This is a genomic window from Krasilnikovia cinnamomea (assembly GCF_004217545.1).
In the GTDB taxonomy this organism is placed as follows: domain Bacteria; phylum Actinomycetota; class Actinomycetes; order Mycobacteriales; family Micromonosporaceae; genus Actinoplanes; species Actinoplanes cinnamomeus.
The window spans coordinates 2493936-2510943 of record NZ_SHKY01000001.1; the positions used below are offsets into that span (position 1 = coordinate 2493936).

Genomic DNA, 17008 nt, shown 5'->3' on the forward strand with positions numbered 1-17008 from the left:
ACAGGCATGACGGCCACGGTCTGGACCGAGTCGACGACGACGGCAACCAGCGGCGCGCCCGCGACGGCGGGACCGCGCTTCCCCGACGGCTTCGTCTGGGGCGCGGCCACCGCCGCGTACCAGATCGAGGGGGCCGCGACCGAGGACGGCCGCGGCGCTTCGATCTGGGACACCTTCAGCCGCACGCCAGGCAAAGTCGTCGCCGGGCACACCGGCGACGTGGCCTGCGAGCACTACCACCGGTACGCGGACGACGTGGCGCTGATGGCCGAGCTGGGCCTCGCGTCGTACCGGTACTCGATCTCGTGGCCGCGGCTGCAGCCCGACGGCACCGGCCCGGTCAACACCCGCGGCCTCGACTTCTACGACCGGCTCACCGACGAGTTGCTGGCCAAGGGCATCGAACCCGTGGTCACGCTGTACCACTGGGACCTGCCGCAGGCCCTGCAGGACCGGGGCGGCTGGACCGTACGGGAGACCGCCGAGGCGTTCGCCGCGTACGCCCAGATCGCCTTCCGCCGCCTCGGCGACCGGGTACGCACCTGGACCACGCTGAACGAGCCGTGGTGCTCGGCGTACCTGGGCTACGGCAGCGGACGGCACGCCCCCGGGGTCAGCGATCCGGCCGCCGCGTTCGCCGCGGTGCACCACCTGCTGCTCGGGCACGGCCTGGCCGCCCGTGCCCTGCGCGCGGCCGGGGCGCGGCAGATCAGCATCACGCTCAACCCGACCGCCGTGTACCCCGTGGATCCGGACAACCCGGCCGACGTCGAGGCGGCCCGGCTCGTCGACGGGCTGCACAACCGGATGTTCCTCGACCCGCTGCTGCGCGGCCGCTACCCCGCCGACATGATCGAGCACATGCGCCGCTTCACCGACCTCGGGTGGCTGCGCGACGGCGACGAGGAGCTGATCAGCGCGCCGATCGACGTGCTCGGGGTGAACTTCTACCAGCCCGCGTACGTGTCCGCGCGGCCCGGCACGCCCGCCGACCCGGACAGCCCGGGCACCGAGGGCGTCGCGTTCCGCGCCCCGGTCGGCCCGGTCACCGACATGAACTGGCAGATCGAACCGGCCGCGCTCACCCGCCTGCTGGAGCGGCTGCACCGCGACTACCACGGCATCCCCCTGCTGATCACCGAGAACGGGGCCGCGTACCCGGACGGGCCGGGCCCGGACGGGCGGGTCCGCGACGCCGAGCGGATCGCGTACCTCGACGGACACCTGCGGGCCTGCCACGACGCGCTGTCCGCCGGTGTTGACCTTCGGGGATACTTCGTGTGGTCTCTGATGGACAATTTCGAATGGGCGGAGGGCTACGCCAAACGCTTCGGCATCGTGCACGTCGACTACACCACCCAGGCGCGGGTGGCGAAGGACAGCGCACGGTGGTATCAGGAGGTGATCCGGCGTAACGGTCTGCCCGACCGCGCCCCAGCGGAGGAGTGAGCGCAATGGTGACGCGGGAGCGGCCGACCCTCGAAGCGGTGGCGCGACGCGCCGGTGTCTCCCGGGCCACGGTGTCCCGCGTCGTGAACGGCTCCACCACGGTCGCGGCCTCGATCCGCGACGCGGTGAACCAGGCCGTCGAGGAACTGGGCTACGTACCGAACCAGGCGGCCCGCAGCCTGGTGACCCAGCGGACCGAGTCGATCGCGCTGATCCTGCCCGAGACGGCCAGCCGGGTCTTCTCCGACGACATGTTCTTCCCCGCCGTGATCCGCGGGGTCAGCACGGAGCTGGAGGCGGCCGACAAGCAGCTCGTCCTCATGATGGCCGGTTCCGCGGCCAGCCACGACCGGGTCGAGCGGTACGCGATGGCCGGGCACGTCGACGGGGTCATGTTCGCCTCGATGCACGGGGCCGACCCGCTGCCCGGCAAGCTGGCCCGGCTCGGCATCCCGGTGGTGTGCAGCGGCCGCCCCATGAGCCCCGCCGGCAACACCGTCCCGTACGTGGACGTGGACCACTTCGGCGGGGTGGCCGCGGCGGTGCGGCACCTGGTCGGCGCCGGCCGCCGCCGGATCGCCACGATCGCCGGGCCGCAGGACATGATCGCCGGGGTGGACCGGCTGGCCGGTTACCGGGCCGTGCTGACCGAGGCGGGTCTGCCGGAACACGTGACCACCGGCGACTTCACCCGCGAGTCGGGGGAACAGGCGATGCAGCGCCTGCTCACCGAGGACCCGGAGCTGGACGCCGTCTTCGTCGCCTCCGACCTGATGGCGCACGGCGCGCTGCAGGCCCTGCGCGAGCGCGGCCGCCGGGTCCCGCTCGACGTGGCGGTGATCGGCTTCGACGACTTCGAGATCGCCCGCTACAGCGACCCGCCGCTGACCACGGTCCGCCAGCCCATCGTCGACATGGGCCGCACCATGGCCAAGCTGATGCTCACGCTGGTCGACGACCCCACCGAGGTCGCCGCCCCGGTGGTCCTGCCGACCGAGCTGGTGCTGCGCGACTCCGCCTGACCCGCGGCGTCAGACCGCGGCCGGGCCGGGTTCGTCGATCGGCAGTCCGAGCACCCGGCGCGCCAGCAGCGCGGCCCCGGCCACCGCGCCCGGCATGAGCAGGATCGCGCCGAGCGGCAGCAGGAAACAGACGAACACGGCGACCCCGAAGCCGAGGGCCAGCGGCCGCTGCTCCTTCAACGCGGCACGGCGATGCGCCAGCCGCCGCCCCCGCCGCTGGAACGGCACCCCGGTCAGCTCGACCGCCAGCAGCCACCCGCCGATCGCCGCGCCCAGCACGGGCACTACGGTCTGCCCCACTAATGGCAGGAAGCCCAGCAGGAACAGCGGGACGCCGAACAGCACCGACAGCGCGATGAGGCGCAGCGAGTCGACGAGGCTGCGGCCCAGCGAACGCCACCACGGCACCTCGACCTCGTCCGGCACCCCGCCGAACCGCTGCTCGATGAGTCCGGAGATCTTCTCGTAGAACGGGTCGCCGATGAGCAGGGTGACCGCCGTGAAGGTCAGCACCCCGATCAGGCCGCTGAAGCCGACCACCGCGATGCCCGCCAGCACCTGAACGAGGCCGCGCCAACCGGGGTCCCAGTCGTCGGCGAACCAGGTGACCGTCCGGGAAATCTCCGGCAGGAACGCCAGCAGCGCGACCAGCGCCGCGCTGAACAGGATGCCCGAGATGACCGCCGGGATCAGGCCCAGCACCAGCAGTCGCGGGTTGCGCATGCACAGCCCAAGCCCGCGGGGCAGCAGGGCCGCGCCGCGGAGGAACTCCCGTACCGGGCCGCCGGGGCCGATCGAGCGCATCGCAACATCGGTCACGATCCGGCAGCTTAGGACCCGGGCACCAGCCCGCCCGCACCGAGGCCCGCCGGATTGGGGTCGGCACTCGGCGACGGCGGCGCGGACGGGCTGGGCGGCGGCTCGCTGGGGTCGGCCGGGGCGGGCGGTGGCGTCCGGGACGGTCGCACCCGGCCGGGCGACGAGCTCGGCGACACGGTGGCAACGACGGCGGCGCGGCGCGGCGTACGGCTGGTGGCGGGCGGGGCGGGGCGGACCGGGCGCGGCGACCACTCCAGGGCCGTGACCGACTCGGGGGTGACGGTCCGGCTCGGCGCCGCCCCCAGGACGCCGCTGCCCGCCGGGGCCGACGCGGGCGCGGGCCCGGCGGCCGGGGTGCCGAGGGCCCAACCGGCGGCCAGTGCGAAGGGCAGCCCGAGGACGAGGACGCCGAAGAAGATCGATTTGGGGGAGAGCCGCACGGATTGACAATCGTTCCGCGGCCCGAAAGGTTACGGCGTACCCGCTGCTCAATGGGCGTTGAGGAAGGTCGAGATCCGCTCGCGCAGATCCCGCCGGTCCGTCCACAGCACGTCGGGCCGGTCGTACACGTGCAGGTCGGCGCCGAGCCGGGCGGCGACCCGCTCGGCCACGGCGGCCGGGTGCAGCGCGTCGCCGGCGCACCCGAGCACCAGGGCCCGACCGGCGAACGCGCGCAGCGCGCCCTCGTCGGGCACGGCCGGGGCCTGCCAGAGCGTGTCGAGCTGCGGGGCCAGACCGTCGCGCCGCAACTGCTCCTCGCGCTGGCGCCGGTAGGCCTGGCCGGCGCCGGTGTGCCGGACGTCGGGGGGCACCTCGAGCTCGATCGCCGCGCGCAGGTCCCCCGAGTCGAGCGCGGCGCGCAGCCGGGCCAGCCGGTCGCGGGCGGCGGCGGGCCGCGTCCCGTCGAGCGGCGCCGGCAGGAACAGCACCACCCGCGCGAAGCGGTCCGGCTGCTGCGCCAGCAGGCGGCACACCGCGGCGGCGCCCATGCTGACCCCGACCGCCCGGGTGGCACCGGAGCGGTCCGCGACCGAGGCGAGGTCGGCGGCGAGGTCGGCGAAGCTCCACGGTCCGGGCGGAGCGTCGGAGCGGCCGTGCCCGCGCTGGTGGAAGAAGACCCGCCGTCCGGTGACGGCGCTGCCCAGCGGGCGGGTGCCGGTGATGTCACCGGCGAGGCCGTGCGCGAACACCGTGACCGGGTCGCCCGTACCGGTGGTGAGCTGCTCCAGGCGCACGCCGTGCGGGGTGTCGACCAGTTCGGGGTGCGGGCCGGGCAGCCGGACCCGCGGGCGGTCGGCTACCAGAACCCCTTGCCGTCGGAAAGGTCACGCAGGCCGGGCCGGACGTCCAGCAGATAGATCAGGGCGGCCGCGATGCCGATCAGGCCGAAGATGCCGATCGGCCCGCTGATCAGGTACGTGAGCACGAGGGAGACGGCGAGGATGGCCACCCAGGCGCCCTTGGGCAGGGTGCCGATCGCCGGGAACCCGTCGCCTCGCTGCGTGATGCAGTGCACGAGGGCCACGGCCTGCACGATCAGCGACAGGATCAGGATGACCAGGTTCATGCCGCGGACGACGTCGAGATAGAAGATCGGTGCGCTGGTGGCCATGGGCCGAGTCTATGCCGCGGGCCCCGGCCGAAGCCGGGGCCCGCGGTTCGTCACGCGGTGGCGTGTTCGATCACTTGGCGGCCGGACGGGTCCGCTTGGCGACGCGCGGCTTCGGCTCGGTCGCGGCGGCGGCCGCCGCGACGGCCTTCGGGGCCTCGGTGGCCTCGATGTCGGCGTTGACCACGTCCGCGGCCTCGACGACGCCGGTGCCCACGACGCGCTCGCCCCGGGCGACCAGCGCGGTGTACGCGCTGAGCGCACGCTCCTGGGCCAGCTGGGCGAACGCGACGGCGTTGCTGGCGGCGTTGCTGCGCAGCTTGTCGAAGTCGGTCGTGGTGGCCTTCTCCCGCAGCTCGCCGGCCTTGGTGTTGGCGTTGGCGATCGCCGGCTTCAGGGTCGCGACGGCGCGGTCGCTCAGCTCGCTGACCACGGCGGGCAGCTTGCGCAGCTGCTCGACCGCGAGGTCACCGGCTCCGGCGGCGGCGTACAGGGGGGCGGGGATCTTGGTCTTGGTCTGCTCGGTCATGTCGTCTCCTCCGACTTGGTGGTCCTGGGTGGGGGCGCGGCGCCGTCCTCCACAACCGCCACGTCCTCGAGGACGGCGGCCAGCCCGTCGCCCTCGGTGTCGACGGGCGGCTCGGCGGCCTTGGGCGGCGCGTGCCGGGCGTTCTCGTTGCGGAACGTCTCGTAGATCTGGGACAGCGACTGCTTCTGCGCGATGGTCAGCTCGGGATCGACCGCGATCGCGGCCAGCACCCCCTGCTGGCCCTCGCTGTCGAGCAGGCCGGCACGCAGGTACATCGCCGGGGTGGAGACCCGCAGCGCGCTGGCGAGCTGCTGGAGCACCTCGGCACTGGGTTTACGCAGGCCACGCTCGATCTGGCTGAGGTACGGGTTGCTCACCCCGGCCCGCTCCGCGAGCTGCCGGAGCGAGATCTTGGCGGATTGACGCAGGTCGCGGATGAATCCGCCGATGTCCTGCGGCAGGTCCTTGGGCGTGGGCATGCCTCGACGGTAGCCCCGACCGCTAGCTGCTGCAAGCAAAACGCTTGCAGCAGCTAGCGTGAATCACCTCACTCGGTGACCCCGACCTCACGCTTCGGGGAGATCACCAGGTGGCGCGGACCTCGCCGACCGTCTCCCCGCCGCCCAGCACGGGCACCGGCGGCACCGGCGCGTCCACCCCGAGCCGGCGCAGGGCCGCGCGCAACAGCGGCATCCGGGCCCGGGCGGCCCCATCGGAGATCTTGAACGCCACCGCACCCACGCCGGGCACGGCCACCGCCTGCACCCCCTCGGCGCCGCCCTTGGCCAGCAGCCCCGGCACCCCGGCCATCAGTACGGTGTCGTCCCCGCCCGTGCCGTGCACCAGCTCGGGGTGAGCCCGCATGGCGTCCGCCACCCGGCGCTCGGGGCTGCCCGCCTCGGCGTCCACCAGACGCAGGAAGGAGCGCGCCAGCGCGGTCAGCGAGAACGCGAACACCGGCGCACCGCAGCCGTCCACCCCGGTGGCCGCGATCGGCTCACCGGCCAGCTCCGCCACGGTCTGCGCCAGCGCGACCTGCAACGGATGCCCGGCATCGCGGTACGACTCCACCGGCCAACCGTTGGCCACGCAGGTGGCCAGCATGCCGGCGTGCTTGCCGGAGCAGTTCATCAGGATCCGCCGCGCCGCGCCGCCCGCCCGCAGCACCGCGTCCCGCTCCCGCTCCGACGCGGGCAGCGCGGGCGGGCAACCCAGCGCCTCCGGGCTCAGGCCCGCCGCCGCCAGGATCTCCCCCGCGCGCAGCGCGTGGAACGGCTCACCGAGGTGGCTGCCGCTGATCAGCGCCAGGTCGGCGGCCTCCCGCGCGGGCAGCCCGGCGCGAAGCATGCCGACGGTCTGCAACGGCTTGTTCGACGAGCGGGGGAAGAACGGCGACCCGACGTCCCCGGCGCTGTCCTTCACCGTGCCCGCCGAGTCCAGCACCACGACCGAACCGTGGTGCACACTCTCGACGAAACCGGACCGCACGACCTCCGCGAGGATCATCGAGCGGGGATGCCGAGCAGCGCGCGCGCCTCGGCCGGGCTCAGCGGCGGCCGCTGCGCGAGCTGCGCGAAACCGACCGCCCGCGCCACGAGCTGCATGTTCGACTCGACCGGCTGACCCTTCGCGTACGTGACGGTGTCCTCCATGCCGACCCGCAGGTGGCCGCCCGCCGAGAGCGAGGCCAGCATGACCGGGATCGTGCTGCGGCCGATGCCGGTGGCCGAGAACGTCGTGCCCTCCGGCAGGTCACGCAGCGCCTGGCGGCAGGCCACCAGCGCCTCGGCGGTGCCGGGCATCCCGCCGGGCACCCCCATCACCAGGTCGACGTGCACGTGCCCGCCGAACGGCAGCCCGTACGAGCTGAGCAGGCGCTGCAGCGTGGTGAGCTGGCCCAGGTCGAAGATCTCGTACTCGGGGACGATGCCGCGTTCCTGCATGCGGGTGTGCAGCTCGACGACGAACTCCCACCGGTTCAGGAACACGTCGTCGCCGAAGTTGACCGTGCCCATCGTGCAGGAGGCCATCTCCGGGCCCGCGTCGAGCACGGCGAGCCGGTCCGCCTCCGGGTCCGTCACGGAACCGCCCGAGGAGAGCTGCACGATCAGGCCGGTGGACTCGCGCAGCCCCGCCACGGTCGCCCGCAGCCGCCCCTGGTCCAGGGTGGGCTTCGCGTCGTCGTCGCGGATGTGCACGTGGATGATGGCGGCGCCGAGCGCCTCGCACTCCTTGGCGGTAACCACGAGTTCGTCGAGGGTCACGGGCAGCGCGGGTACGGCCGCCTTGCTGCTCTCCGCGCCGGTGGGCGCGACGGTGATGAGGGTCCCGGTCATGCCCGCGATCCTGCCACGTGGGACGGGCCGGGGTCGCGGGGACCGCAGCTCAAGAGATGATCAGGCCGGGTCGACGGCCGCCGCGGACTCGGCGACCTGGAGCCGGGCGTCGTCCGGCACGTTCCGTTTCAGCACCGCCAGGGCGATCATGCCGAGTTCGTGGTGGCGCACCGCGGTGCCGACGAAACCGACCGCGCGCTCGTCCAGCGTGACCGGCGTGCCCTGCGCGGGCGGGTGGTCCGTGGCCACCCCGTCCAGGTGCAGCAGCACGAGGCGGCGGGGCGGACGGCCCAGGTTGTGCACCCGGGCCACCGTCTCCTGCCCCCGGTAACAACCCTTGTCCAGGTGTACGGCGGCGGCCAGGAACCCGGCCTCGGCCGGGATCGTGCGGTGGTCGGTCTCCCAGCCCAGCCGTGGGATGCGATGCGCGACCCGCACCGCCTCGTACGCCCACAGCCCGGCCGGGGGCACCTCCAGCGCCGCCCGGACCGCCTCCACCTCGGGGCGGCGGACCAGCAGATCCACGCCCAGCGGGACCCGGCGGGCCAGCCCGTACGCGAATTGCCGGACGTCGTAGATCGCGGTCGGTCCCGACGGCACGGTGCCCTTGGCGAACTTGGCGTCGGGCACCGGGGCGATCCGCGGCTCGGCCAGGCCGGTCACGCCCAGCCGGGCGGCGGCGGCAACAGCGTCCGGCCCGACCAGCGACAGCACCGCCAGCTCGGCGCTGGCGTCGCGCGGCTCCACCTTGGTGAAGAACCGCATCATCTCCAGGTACCTGAGCAGGCCCGCGCCGCTGCCCGGCTCGGTGTCCAGCCACGCGGTCGTGCCGTCCTCGGTGACCAGGGCGTGCTGCTCGACGTGGCCGTGCGGGGAGAGCACGAGCAGCTCGGTGCCCTGCCCGGCGCCCAGATCGCTCAGGTGCTGGGTGGTGAGGGTGTGCAGCCAGCTCGCCCGTTCCTCGCCGGGCACCGCGACGACCTCGCGGTGCGACCGGTCGACCAGGCCGACCGCCGTGTCGAGCAGGCGTTGCTCGCGCATCGGGTCGCCGTAGTGGGCGGCGACGCCCGCGTCGAGGGAGTCGGGGGTCAGTTCCTCGACCAGGATCATGAAAGCTCCTTGCAGTCACCGCAGACGCCGAACAGCGACACGTGCCCGACGTCGACCCGGAACCCGCGCTCCGCCTGCAACTGCCGGGTCACCGGCAGCAGCACGGACGGGTCGGCCTCGCCGATCGACCCGCAGCGGCGGCAGACCAGGTGCACGTGCTGGTCCTCCCCGGCCCGGTGGTACGTGGGCGAACCGTGCGACAGGTGGGTGTGGCTGACCAGGCCCAGCTCCTCGAGCAGTTCGAGGGTGCGGTACACCGTGGTGATGTTGACCCCGGCGGCCCGTTCCCGCACGGCGTGGTGCACCTGCTCCGGGGTGGCGTGGCCCAGTTCGTACACCGCTTCCAGGATCAGCTGGCGTTGCGGGGTGAGCCGCAGGCCGCGTTCCCGGAGCTTGTCGGCAAGCGATGGGGCGGTCACGGTATGAGCATAGTTCGACATGCCTATGCGCCCCGCCCGTGCCGGGCCGGGGTGGGTCAGCCGCCGACGCGCAGCAGGCGGGCGGACATGTGCGGCTCCAGGCCCCGGCCCTCGGCGGCGACCTCCTGGGCGTACAGCAGGGCGCCCTCGACGATGCCGAACAGCCGGTGGCCCGCGGTGACCTCCTTGGCGGTGGGCGAGCGGACGATCGCGTCCGCCTCCATCTCCAACCGGGTGCCGGTCACCTTCCCGAGGTACAACTCCATGATCCCGGTGGGGGTGCACATGGTGGCTTCCATGTCGTCGGTGGCCCGTCCCTCGGCCGTGGTCACCGGACGCCACCAACCGACCTCGCGGTTGGCCATCCGGACCGGCTGCGACTCGTCGTCGAGAATCCACGCCCGCGACTCGTAGTGCAGGAACGGCCGCCCGTCGTGGCTGATGCGGACCTCCTGGGCGAAGTTGAAGTCCTCCACGCCGGGGAAGCCGCCCTGGCCGCGTCCGCGCCACAGCCCGATGAACGGCAGCAGGCCCAGCAGCGCCGGGTGCAGGTCCGGCCCGGAGCGCAGGTCGTGGGTGTCCTCGTACGGGTAGGCGTCCACCGGCGGCGCGTTCAGCCAGGGCGGCGGGCCCAGCGGGTTGCCGGTGTCCGCGGCCTCGTCGTTGCTCACCAGCGTCCCCTTGCCATCCGCACGGCCAGGTAGCCCAGGCCGCCCGCCAGCGCGCCGAACCCGGCGACCAGCAGGCTCACGAATCCGATCTCGGTAACCATGACCCGGTCATCGTAGTCAACACTGCTCGCGCCTAGGCTGACGGCCATGACTCGCCTGCTCGTGGTCAAGGCAACCGCCGGCGCCGACGCCCCGGAACGCTGCTCCCAGGCGTTCACCGTGGCCAGCACCGCCGTGGCAGCCGGTGTCGACGTCTCGTTCTGGCTCACCGGCGAGTCCACCTGGTTCGCCCTGCCCGGGCGGGCGGAGCAGTTCGCACTGCCGCACGCCGCTCCCCTGCCCGACCTGCTGGAGCTGCTGCTGGCCAACGGCCGGGTCACCGCCTGCACCCAGTGCGCCGCCCGGCGCGACATCACCCCCGACGACGTGCTGCCCGGGGTGCGGATCGCGGGCGCCGCGGTCTTCGTCGAGGAGATCATGGGCGAGGGCGCGCAGGCGCTCGTGTACTGACCTCAGCGGCACCCGACGGTGACGCTGACTCGCGCGGACCCTTCCGTGATGGTCACCACCACGGAGAGGCCGCCGATCCGCCACGCCCACGCCCGCGGCTCGGCCTGCACGACGCCCGCTCCCGCGGTCACCGCCTTCAGCGCCCGGATCAGATCCCGGGGCAGCGGGACGGCCACGCTGGTCACGGTCCGCGCGGTACCGCCGGACGGGCAGGCCACCTCCGTCACGGTGTCCGCCACGGCACCAGCGGCGCCCAGCGCGCTCAGGGCGGCCCGGTAGATCGCCGGCAGCGTGGACACCGGGGGGCGGGTGGGCGTCGGGTTCACCACGGCGGCCGGCGGGCGGCAACCCGTGGACACCTGCAACGTCACCACGGTCGCGTCGGCCGGGGTACGCGCGTCGATCGCCACGAAACCACCGGCGTCGGCGTACAGCTCCAGGCGGGTGCCGGACGCGCTGCGCCGCACCCGGGCCTGGTACCCGGCCGGCAGCGCCTTCGCGATCGCGTCGAGCGCCTGGCCGGCCCCGCCGGCGCGCACCCGCACGGTGACCTCCCGGACGGCCTCCATGCCGGGGCGGACCGGGGTGAGGCGGCAGTCCCGGGAGAACTCCGTGGGATGCAGCACGACGGCGCGCCCGTCGGCGTCCGCCGCGGACATCACGGCGCCCGTGGCGGCGTCCAGGAACGGCAGGGCCGCGGCGATGTCGGCCTGCTCGGGAACGGTCGGGGGGTCGTGGCGGACGGACCAGAAGACCAGTCCGGCCAGCAGCACCGCCCACACCACGACCACCACCCTCAGCCACGGGCGGCGGGGCGGCCGGATGGCGGGCGGATGTGCCGGGGGATTCACGCCGCCATGGTGGCATGGCAGGTCGCGGACGCGTGCAGGGGCGGGACCCGGAACCGGGTCCCGCCCCTGCGGCAGCAGAGCGTGGTTCAGTTGGCGACGGTCAGGCCGACCTCGTTGACGCCGCGCGCGGCGTCGACGGTGAGGTCGCCGTTGCCGCTGCGGGACAGTGCCCGCAGCGTCCAGGCGCCAGGGGCGGCGAAGAACCGGAACACCCCCTCGGGCGACGTGACCACCTCGGCGGTGAACTCACCGGAGGAGTCGAGCAGCCGGACGTACGCGCCGCCCACGGCCTCACCGTCGGCGGTGCGCACGGCACCGGTGATGACGGTCTCCTTCTCCAGGTCGACGCTCGCCGGCAGCGGAGCGGACTGGTCCGGGGCGGCGCACCCGGCTGTGGTGTTGGCGGGAGAGGTCATTTGGTCACGCCTTTCCGGGCTCGTCGCCGAGGGCGATCGGCACGCCGATCAGGGATCCGTACTCGGTCCAGGAACCGTCGTAGTTCTTCACGTTCGCGCGGCCGAGCAGCTCCTTGAGCACGAACCAGGTGTGCGAGGAACGCTCGCCGATCCGGCAGTACGCGATGGTGTCCTTGCCGTCCTCGAGCCCGGCGGCCGCGTACAGCTTGGCCAGCTCGTCGTCGGACTTGAACGTGCCGTCCTCGTTGGCCGCCTTGCTCCACGGCACGCTGATCGCGGTCGGGATGTGGCCGGCGCGCTGGGACTGCTCCTGCGGCAGGTGCGCCGGGGCCAGCAGCCGGCCCGCGTACTCGTCGGGGCTGCGCACGTCGACCAGGTTCTGCGCGCCGATGGCCTGCACGACCTCGTCGCGGAACGCGCGGATCGACAGGTCCGGGGCCTTGGCCTGGTACTGCGTGGCGGCCCGGCTCGGCACGTCCTTGCTGTACGGGCGGGCGTCCAGCTCCCACTTCTTGCGACCGCCGTCGAGCAGCTTCACGTCGCCGTGGCCGTACAGCTTGAAGTACCAGTACGCGTACGCGGCGAACCAGTTGTTGTTGCCGCCGTACAGGATGACGGTGTCGTCGTTGGCGATCCCGCGCTCGGACAGCAGCGCGGAGAACTGCTCCTGGTTCACGAAGTCGCGGCGGACCGGGTCCTGCAGGTCCTTCTTCCAGTCCAGCTTGACGGCACCGGGGATGTGCCCACCGTCGTACGCGGTGGTGTCCTCGTCGACCTCGACGAAGACGATTCCCGGAGTTTCGAGGTTCTTCTCGGCCCAGTCGGCAGAGACGAGCGCGGTGTCGCGACTCATCGTTTGACTCCCTTATGTCGGGTGGGATGGGTGAGTCGTCACGCGGGGGAATTTCGGCCGCACCCGCGCGGGACCCATTGGCACAACGGATCACGGGGTTGGTGCGACGGCGCCACTGCCGGGCGGTTAGATCCTGCGCAGCATGAGCGGCCCCGTCAGGCGACGGGGCGACACAGGCACGCGGCCACGCGACACAGGTCGATCGCGCGCCGTTTCGTGAGCAACAGGCTCATGGGAACGGACCCTACCAGCGGGTCCACAGCCCGGAACACCTTCGACCAGCATCCGGGACGGAGGCGGCCGTCACAGACCGCCGGGGCTCAGACGCCGCCGGTGAGCGCGACGTCGTGCGCGCTCGCGGTGAACTGCAGGCCCGCCGGCAGGGGCTCCACCTTCTCCACGACCAGGCCGAGCGGCAGCTTCGGCACCTTGAGGTCGACCGCGAGGTCCTTGACGTACGCGTCGATGAACGAGCGGACCAGCGGCAGATTGGGCAACCCCGCGGCGGTGACGTCGGAGAAGCGCACCCGCACGACCCCGTCGACCACCTCGAGGCTCGCCGTGCCGGTGACCTGGACGGTCTGCCCGAGCAGCTGCACCGGCGCGGTGCCGACCAGCTTGCCGTCCTGTTCGCGCAGCGTGAGCCCGGGCTGGCCGATGAGCGCGGCGAGCTGGGCGTAGTCGACCGTCCCGGTACCCGTGACCTTGCCCGCGAAGATGTCCCCGCGACCGCTGCGCACGGTGTCCAGCGGGGCGCTCACGTCCGTCGCGCGCACCTCCAGCTCGGGCACGCGGATCGACTTGCCACCGCCGGCGGGCCCCTCGAAGTTGCGCAGCACGATCCGGGTCTCTTCGTACTTGCCCGAGGTGACCTGGGTCAGGAACGGCACCCCCATGACGGTGACGTCCGGATGTTCCGAGCGGGCGCCCTGGCTGGCGACCTGACCGGAGATGCGCTCCGCGATCACCCGTTCCGCGAACGCCGCCGCGGCCCGGTCCGCCACGATCAAACCGACGCCGAGGAGCACCACGAGGATTGCCAGGGTCACGAGCACGGGCCGCATCCGGCGCTTGCGTGCGCGGGGCGGGTCGTACACCTCGGCCACGTCTCCTCCTCCATCGACCGCGGGCTCGGACCCCCAGGACCGTACTCGCCCCGGGCCACCGGGTGGGCATGGTCCAACGAATGCAGCGAATATCCGGCCACGGTCAGGACAGGAAGAACGTCGCCATCGCGTACCCCGCGGGCGCGGCCACCGCGAACGCACCCAGCGGCCCCTGCATGTGGCGGGCCAGCCAGAACGTCGGCACCTCCCCGGCCATGCTGCGCCCGGCCTCCGAGTAGTTGACGGCCAGGTCGACCAGCACCGCGAGGGCGGCCGTGACCACGCCGAGCACGGCACCCTTCGCCGGGTCGAAGGGCAGCACGAGGAAGCTGCCCAGGGCCGCGGCGGCCAGGGTGCCGAGCATCGCGCCGAGCACGATGCCGGCCGCGCCGCGCGGCACCTGCGGGGCCAGCCGGGGTTTGGCGTACCCGGCGTCGGTCACCCGGGCCACGACCAGCGCGACGCCCGCCGCGGCCAGGCAGACCAGCACGGTCTGGGCGCCGATCGGCTGGCGGGTCAGCACCAGCAGACATGCGTACGCGACCACGCCCGCCACGATCATCAGTGTGGGGCCGAGGGAGTCCTTGACCCGCTGCCAGCCGACCCGGCTGAGCAACTGCCCGAGCACCGCGACCACGAAGCCGCCGGCCGCCGCGTAGGCGAGCGGGGCCAGCCCGGGCTCGTCGGCGGTGATCGCCGCGTAGTCGGCCACCCCGGCGGCCGCCGCGCAGACGATGCCGACGGCCGTGGGCGCGGGCGGCTGGACCGCCATCGTCCAGGCCAGTACGAACAGCAGTTGCACCCCGAAGATCACGATGGCGTACGGCAGCCGGGCGTCCGGCCCGGTGCTCTGCGCGCCGACGATCAGGCCGATCGCCAGCAGCGCGGAGAATCCGGCGATGGCCAGCGACAGTTGGCGCCGCACCTCGACGAACTGGACCTCTTCCGGCTCGTCGTCGGCGTCGTCGGCCGGGCCCGCCCCCGGCACGATGCTGGCGGGAGGCTCGGGCTCGGGCACGGCGCCGAACATGCCCGGCGCCCGGCGCGGCCCGACACGCGGCAGTTCCCGGGACAGGTCGGCGTCCCACGGGTCGCGCTCGCCGTCGTGCGGCACTCCGGTGAAGTCGCCGCGCTGCGGCCTGGTGGGGAACACGCCTGCGATGGTGCCAGACCACCCGTACCCGGGTCATCCGGCGACCGGGCGCCGTGGCACCACTTCCGGACGGGCCCGCGGCCCGCGTCGGCCGAACGGGCCGTTACCACTCCTCCGTTCGGTCAGGCACGTCGCGTTCACTACATCACTCGACAACGCGACCAGGGACTTCGTGCCCGTCCGTCGGTTAAGGTGAGCCCAGCCCACCCGTCGGTGACGCCGGGAACCCGATCCTCCGGTCTGCTGTTCGTTGCGGCCGCGCCGCGTTGAGTACGCATACCGGGTCACCCATGCGGCCGCGTGCCGCGAGGACGGAGGTGAGTGTGGAGATCCTTCTGTTGGTGACAGCACGTGCGGGTGAGGCTTCCGCCGTGTTGCCCGCGCTGGACCTGCTCCCCCACTCGGTGCGCACCGCCCCGCGCGATGTCCGCACGCTGGTGTCCGGCCCCAGCCCGGACGCCGTCCTGGTCGACGCCCGCTCGGAACTGTCGGAGGCCCGGGCCACCTGCCGCATGCTGCACGCGACCGGGCTGGGTGTGCCGCTGGTCGCGGTGGTCACCGAGGCCGGGCTCATCGCGCTGAACGCCGACTGGGGCGTCGACGACGTCATCCTGGCCACCGCGGGGCCCGCCGAGGTCGAGGCCCGGCTGCGGCTCAGCGTCGGGCGGCTGACCAACGCCACCGCGGGCAGCGGCGGCTCGATCCGCGCCGGTGAGCTCAACATCGACCCGGACACGTACGCCGCGAAGCTCAAGGGCCGCCCGCTCGACCTCACGTACAAGGAGTTCGAGCTCCTGAAGTTCCTGGCCCAGCACCCGGGTCGGGTGTTCACCCGCGATCAGTTGCTGCGCGAGGTGTGGGGCTACGACTACTTCGGCGGCACCCGCACGGTCGACGTGCACGTGCGGCGCCTGCGCGCCAAGCTCGGCCCCGAGTACGAGGCGATGATCGGCACGGTGCGCCAGGTGGGCTACAAGTTCGTGGTGCCGCCGGCCAGCCGCCAGTTGCCCGACAACGAGCCGGTCCCGCTGCCGGTTTGAGAGTGCACTGACCCATGACGACGGTGCGGCCGGTCCGCCACGCGGACCGGCTCACCCCCGAGGAGAGCGCCGCCGTGCTGGCGGTCGCCGAGGCGGCCGCCGCAGCCGACGGCGTCTTCGCGCTGGCCGAGGACACGGTGCTCGCCGTGCGCCACGCCCCGGCGAGCGCCTCGGCGTCCGGGGCCGATGCCGGCCCGGACACCGCCGGGACCGGCGCTGACGGGGATGCTGCGGGTGTCGGCGCCGCGCGCGTACATCTGCTTTCTTTTGCCGACGACGGCCTGGCCGGGTACGCCTACCTGGACCGGTCCGATCCCGGCGCGCCCTCCGGCGAGCTCGTGGTGCATCCGCGGCACCGCCGCGAGGGGTACGGCACCGCGCTGCTGGCGGCGGTGGCCAGCGCGGTGCCCGGGGCAACGCTGAGCGTGTGGGCGCACGGTGACGGTGCCGCCGCGCGCACCTTCGCGGAGGGCGCGGGTTTCGCGCGCGCCCGGGTGCTGTGGCAGATGCGCCGCCCGCTGACCGAGCCGCTGCCGGACGTACCGCTGCCCGCCGGGGTGACCGTGCGCCACTTCCGCCCCGGCTTCGACGACGCCGGGTGGCTCCGGCTCAACGCGCGCGCCTTCGCCGACCACCCGGAGCAGGGCCGGTGGACCGAGACGGACCTGCGGCTGCGGATGGCGGAGCCGTGGTTCGACCCGGAGGGGTTCCTGCTGGCGGTCGACGTCGCGGACACCCTGCTGGGGTTCCACTGGACGAAGGTGCATCCGGCGCGCGGCGACGTCCCCCGGATGGGGGAAATCTACGTCCTCGGCGTCGATCCGGGCGGGCACCGGCGCGGCCTGGGAGCCGCGCTCAGCCTGGCCGGACTCCAGCATCTCGCCCAGCGGGGGGTGCGCGACGCCCTGCTCTACGTCGACGAGTCGAACTCGGCCGCGGTGGCGTTGTACCAGCGGCTGGGGTTCACTGTCTTCGCCGCAGACGTGAGCTACCAGAAGCGGGTTCCGCTCGCCGGATCCTGAGGTTGCGGCGTGGAGCTGTCTTCACCTTTCCGCGCACCCGAGTTGGCGGTAACGGAACGGTCAAGCGTATGTCACGGCGCCGTCTCGGCGCGC

At 73.4% G+C, this 17008-nt stretch carries 23 protein-coding genes; 5 read left to right on the forward strand and 18 right to left on the reverse strand.

The window, feature by feature from the left end; all coding sequences use genetic code 11:
• The first annotated feature begins 6 nt into the window (after positions 1 to 6).
• Entirely contained in the window at positions 7 to 1449 is a 1443-nt protein-coding gene (locus EV385_RS11170) for a GH1 family beta-glucosidase (protein WP_130509416.1), read from the forward strand.
• Between the two features lie 5 nt (positions 1450 to 1454).
• Positions 1455 to 2471: a LacI family DNA-binding transcriptional regulator gene (locus EV385_RS11175; RefSeq protein ID WP_130509417.1), complete on the forward strand. Its 1017-nt coding sequence runs from the start codon at positions 1455 to 1457 to the stop codon at positions 2469 to 2471.
• Between the two features lie 9 nt (positions 2472 to 2480).
• On the opposite strand, the gene EV385_RS11180 is transcribed toward EV385_RS11175, so the two are convergent.
• The 12 genes from EV385_RS11180 to mtfM form a co-directional block, all read right to left on the reverse strand.
• A complete protein-coding gene (locus EV385_RS11180) occupies positions 2481 to 3275 on the reverse strand; it encodes an EI24 domain-containing protein (protein ID WP_130513226.1) in 795 nt (264 codons plus the stop codon).
• 26 nt (positions 3276 to 3301) lie between these two features.
• On the reverse strand, positions 3302 to 3730 hold the full coding sequence (locus EV385_RS11185; protein ID WP_130509418.1) for a hypothetical protein: 429 nt from the start codon (positions 3728 to 3730) through the stop codon (positions 3302 to 3304).
• A 48-nt stretch (positions 3731 to 3778) separates the two neighbouring features.
• Positions 3779 to 4594 (reverse strand): alpha/beta fold hydrolase, encoded by an 816-nt coding sequence (locus tag EV385_RS11190; protein ID WP_423203109.1) that lies wholly within the window; start codon positions 4592 to 4594, stop codon positions 3779 to 3781.
• Complete coding sequence (locus EV385_RS11195; RefSeq protein ID WP_130509420.1) at positions 4588 to 4902, reverse strand: DUF2516 family protein; 315 nt, start codon at positions 4900 to 4902, stop codon at positions 4588 to 4590. Before EV385_RS11195 ends, EV385_RS11190 begins: the two co-directional genes overlap by 7 nt.
• A gap of 70 nt (positions 4903 to 4972) precedes the next feature.
• Positions 4973 to 5428, reverse strand: coding sequence for a hypothetical protein (locus tag EV385_RS11200; protein ID WP_130509421.1), 456 nt, complete (start codon positions 5426 to 5428; stop codon positions 4973 to 4975).
• Positions 5425 to 5907: a helix-turn-helix domain-containing protein gene (locus EV385_RS11205; RefSeq protein ID WP_130509422.1), complete on the reverse strand. Its 483-nt coding sequence runs from the start codon at positions 5905 to 5907 to the stop codon at positions 5425 to 5427. The genes EV385_RS11200 and EV385_RS11205 overlap by 4 nt, the downstream gene beginning before the upstream one ends.
• A gap of 103 nt (positions 5908 to 6010) precedes the next feature.
• On the reverse strand, positions 6011 to 6934 hold the full coding sequence (locus EV385_RS11210) for an asparaginase (RefSeq protein ID WP_130509423.1): 924 nt from the start codon (positions 6932 to 6934) through the stop codon (positions 6011 to 6013).
• Positions 6931 to 7764, reverse strand: a complete 834-nt coding sequence (locus EV385_RS11215; protein ID WP_130509424.1) for a beta-keto acid cleavage family enzyme — start codon at positions 7762 to 7764, stop codon at positions 6931 to 6933. The genes EV385_RS11210 and EV385_RS11215 overlap by 4 nt, the downstream gene beginning before the upstream one ends.
• A gap of 60 nt (positions 7765 to 7824) precedes the next feature.
• On the reverse strand, positions 7825 to 8874 hold the full coding sequence (gene ygfZ, locus EV385_RS11220; protein WP_130509425.1) for a CAF17-like 4Fe-4S cluster assembly/insertion protein YgfZ: 1050 nt from the start codon (positions 8872 to 8874) through the stop codon (positions 7825 to 7827).
• A complete protein-coding gene (locus EV385_RS11225) occupies positions 8871 to 9293 on the reverse strand; it encodes a Fur family transcriptional regulator (protein WP_242624829.1) in 423 nt (140 codons plus the stop codon). Before EV385_RS11225 ends, ygfZ begins: the two co-directional genes overlap by 4 nt.
• A 56-nt stretch (positions 9294 to 9349) precedes the next feature.
• Positions 9350 to 9964 (reverse strand): heme-binding beta-barrel domain-containing protein, encoded by a 615-nt coding sequence (locus EV385_RS11230; RefSeq protein WP_130509427.1) that lies wholly within the window; start codon positions 9962 to 9964, stop codon positions 9350 to 9352.
• Positions 9961 to 10065, reverse strand: coding sequence for a small membrane protein MtfM (mtfM, locus tag EV385_RS35655; RefSeq protein ID WP_278044974.1), 105 nt, complete (start codon positions 10063 to 10065; stop codon positions 9961 to 9963). Before mtfM ends, EV385_RS11230 begins: the two co-directional genes overlap by 4 nt.
• A 46-nt stretch (positions 10066 to 10111) precedes the next feature.
• Between mtfM and EV385_RS11235 the strand changes: the two genes are divergently transcribed.
• Complete coding sequence (locus EV385_RS11235; protein WP_130509428.1) at positions 10112 to 10474, forward strand: DsrE family protein; 363 nt, start codon at positions 10112 to 10114, stop codon at positions 10472 to 10474.
• Between the two features lie 2 nt (positions 10475 to 10476).
• On the opposite strand, the gene EV385_RS11240 is transcribed toward EV385_RS11235, so the two are convergent.
• The 6 genes from EV385_RS11240 to EV385_RS11260 all read right to left on the reverse strand — a co-directional run bounded on the left by EV385_RS11240 (position 10477) and on the right by EV385_RS11260 (position 14853).
• Positions 10477 to 11325: a hypothetical protein gene (locus EV385_RS11240; protein WP_130509429.1), complete on the reverse strand. Its 849-nt coding sequence runs from the start codon at positions 11323 to 11325 to the stop codon at positions 10477 to 10479.
• 86 nt (positions 11326 to 11411) lie between these two features.
• Complete coding sequence (locus EV385_RS11245; protein ID WP_130509430.1) at positions 11412 to 11741, reverse strand: DUF1416 domain-containing protein; 330 nt, start codon at positions 11739 to 11741, stop codon at positions 11412 to 11414.
• A gap of 4 nt (positions 11742 to 11745) precedes the next feature.
• Complete coding sequence (locus EV385_RS11250) at positions 11746 to 12594, reverse strand: sulfurtransferase (protein WP_130509431.1); 849 nt, start codon at positions 12592 to 12594, stop codon at positions 11746 to 11748.
• Positions 12595 to 12749: 155 nt separating this feature from the next.
• Positions 12750 to 12827, reverse strand: a complete 78-nt coding sequence (locus EV385_RS35940; RefSeq protein WP_341273990.1) for an Ms5788A family Cys-rich leader peptide — start codon at positions 12825 to 12827, stop codon at positions 12750 to 12752.
• A gap of 87 nt (positions 12828 to 12914) precedes the next feature.
• Entirely contained in the window at positions 12915 to 13700 is a 786-nt protein-coding gene (locus tag EV385_RS11255) for an LmeA family phospholipid-binding protein (RefSeq protein WP_242624830.1), read from the reverse strand.
• A gap of 103 nt (positions 13701 to 13803) precedes the next feature.
• Positions 13804 to 14853 (reverse strand): hypothetical protein, encoded by a 1050-nt coding sequence (locus EV385_RS11260; RefSeq protein ID WP_242624831.1) that lies wholly within the window; start codon positions 14851 to 14853, stop codon positions 13804 to 13806.
• 317 nt (positions 14854 to 15170) lie between these two features.
• Here EV385_RS11260 and EV385_RS11265 point away from each other — a divergent pair, with 317 nt between their 5' ends.
• Together EV385_RS11265 and mshD are read left to right on the forward strand one after the other, a co-directional pair.
• Positions 15171 to 15893, forward strand: coding sequence for a winged helix-turn-helix transcriptional regulator (locus EV385_RS11265; protein WP_207229800.1), 723 nt, complete (start codon positions 15171 to 15173; stop codon positions 15891 to 15893).
• A gap of 14 nt (positions 15894 to 15907) precedes the next feature.
• Positions 15908 to 16915, forward strand: coding sequence for a mycothiol synthase (gene mshD / locus EV385_RS11270; RefSeq protein ID WP_130509433.1), 1008 nt, complete (start codon positions 15908 to 15910; stop codon positions 16913 to 16915).
• Positions 16916 to 17008: the final 93 nt, after the last annotated feature.

Coding starts and splice junctions, on each gene's coding strand:
- EV385_RS11170 (WP_130509416.1), top strand. CDS start 7: ATGACGGCCACGGTCTGGACCGAGTCGACGACGACGGCAACCAGCGGC.
- EV385_RS11175 (WP_130509417.1), top strand. CDS start 1,455: ATGGTGACGCGGGAGCGGCCGACCCTCGAAGCGGTGGCGCGACGCGCC.
- EV385_RS11180 (WP_130513226.1), bottom strand. CDS start 3,275: ATGCGCTCGATCGGCCCCGGCGGCCCGGTACGGGAGTTCCTCCGCGGC.
- EV385_RS11195 (WP_130509420.1), bottom strand. CDS start 4,902: ATGGCCACCAGCGCACCGATCTTCTATCTCGACGTCGTCCGCGGCATG.
- EV385_RS11200 (WP_130509421.1), bottom strand. CDS start 5,428: ATGACCGAGCAGACCAAGACCAAGATCCCCGCCCCCCTGTACGCCGCC.
- EV385_RS11205 (WP_130509422.1), bottom strand. CDS start 5,907: ATGCCCACGCCCAAGGACCTGCCGCAGGACATCGGCGGATTCATCCGC.
- EV385_RS11210 (WP_130509423.1), bottom strand. CDS start 6,934: ATGATCCTCGCGGAGGTCGTGCGGTCCGGTTTCGTCGAGAGTGTGCAC.
- EV385_RS11215 (WP_130509424.1), bottom strand. CDS start 7,764: ATGACCGGGACCCTCATCACCGTCGCGCCCACCGGCGCGGAGAGCAGC.
- ygfZ (WP_130509425.1), bottom strand. CDS start 8,874: ATGATCCTGGTCGAGGAACTGACCCCCGACTCCCTCGACGCGGGCGTC.
- mtfM (WP_278044974.1), bottom strand. CDS start 10,065: ATGGTTACCGAGATCGGATTCGTGAGCCTGCTGGTCGCCGGGTTCGGC.
- EV385_RS11235 (WP_130509428.1), top strand. CDS start 10,112: ATGACTCGCCTGCTCGTGGTCAAGGCAACCGCCGGCGCCGACGCCCCG.
- EV385_RS11245 (WP_130509430.1), bottom strand. CDS start 11,741: ATGACCTCTCCCGCCAACACCACAGCCGGGTGCGCCGCCCCGGACCAG.
- EV385_RS11250 (WP_130509431.1), bottom strand. CDS start 12,594: ATGAGTCGCGACACCGCGCTCGTCTCTGCCGACTGGGCCGAGAAGAAC.
- EV385_RS35940 (WP_341273990.1), bottom strand. CDS start 12,827: ATGAGCCTGTTGCTCACGAAACGGCGCGCGATCGACCTGTGTCGCGTG.
- mshD (WP_130509433.1), top strand. CDS start 15,908: ATGACGACGGTGCGGCCGGTCCGCCACGCGGACCGGCTCACCCCCGAG.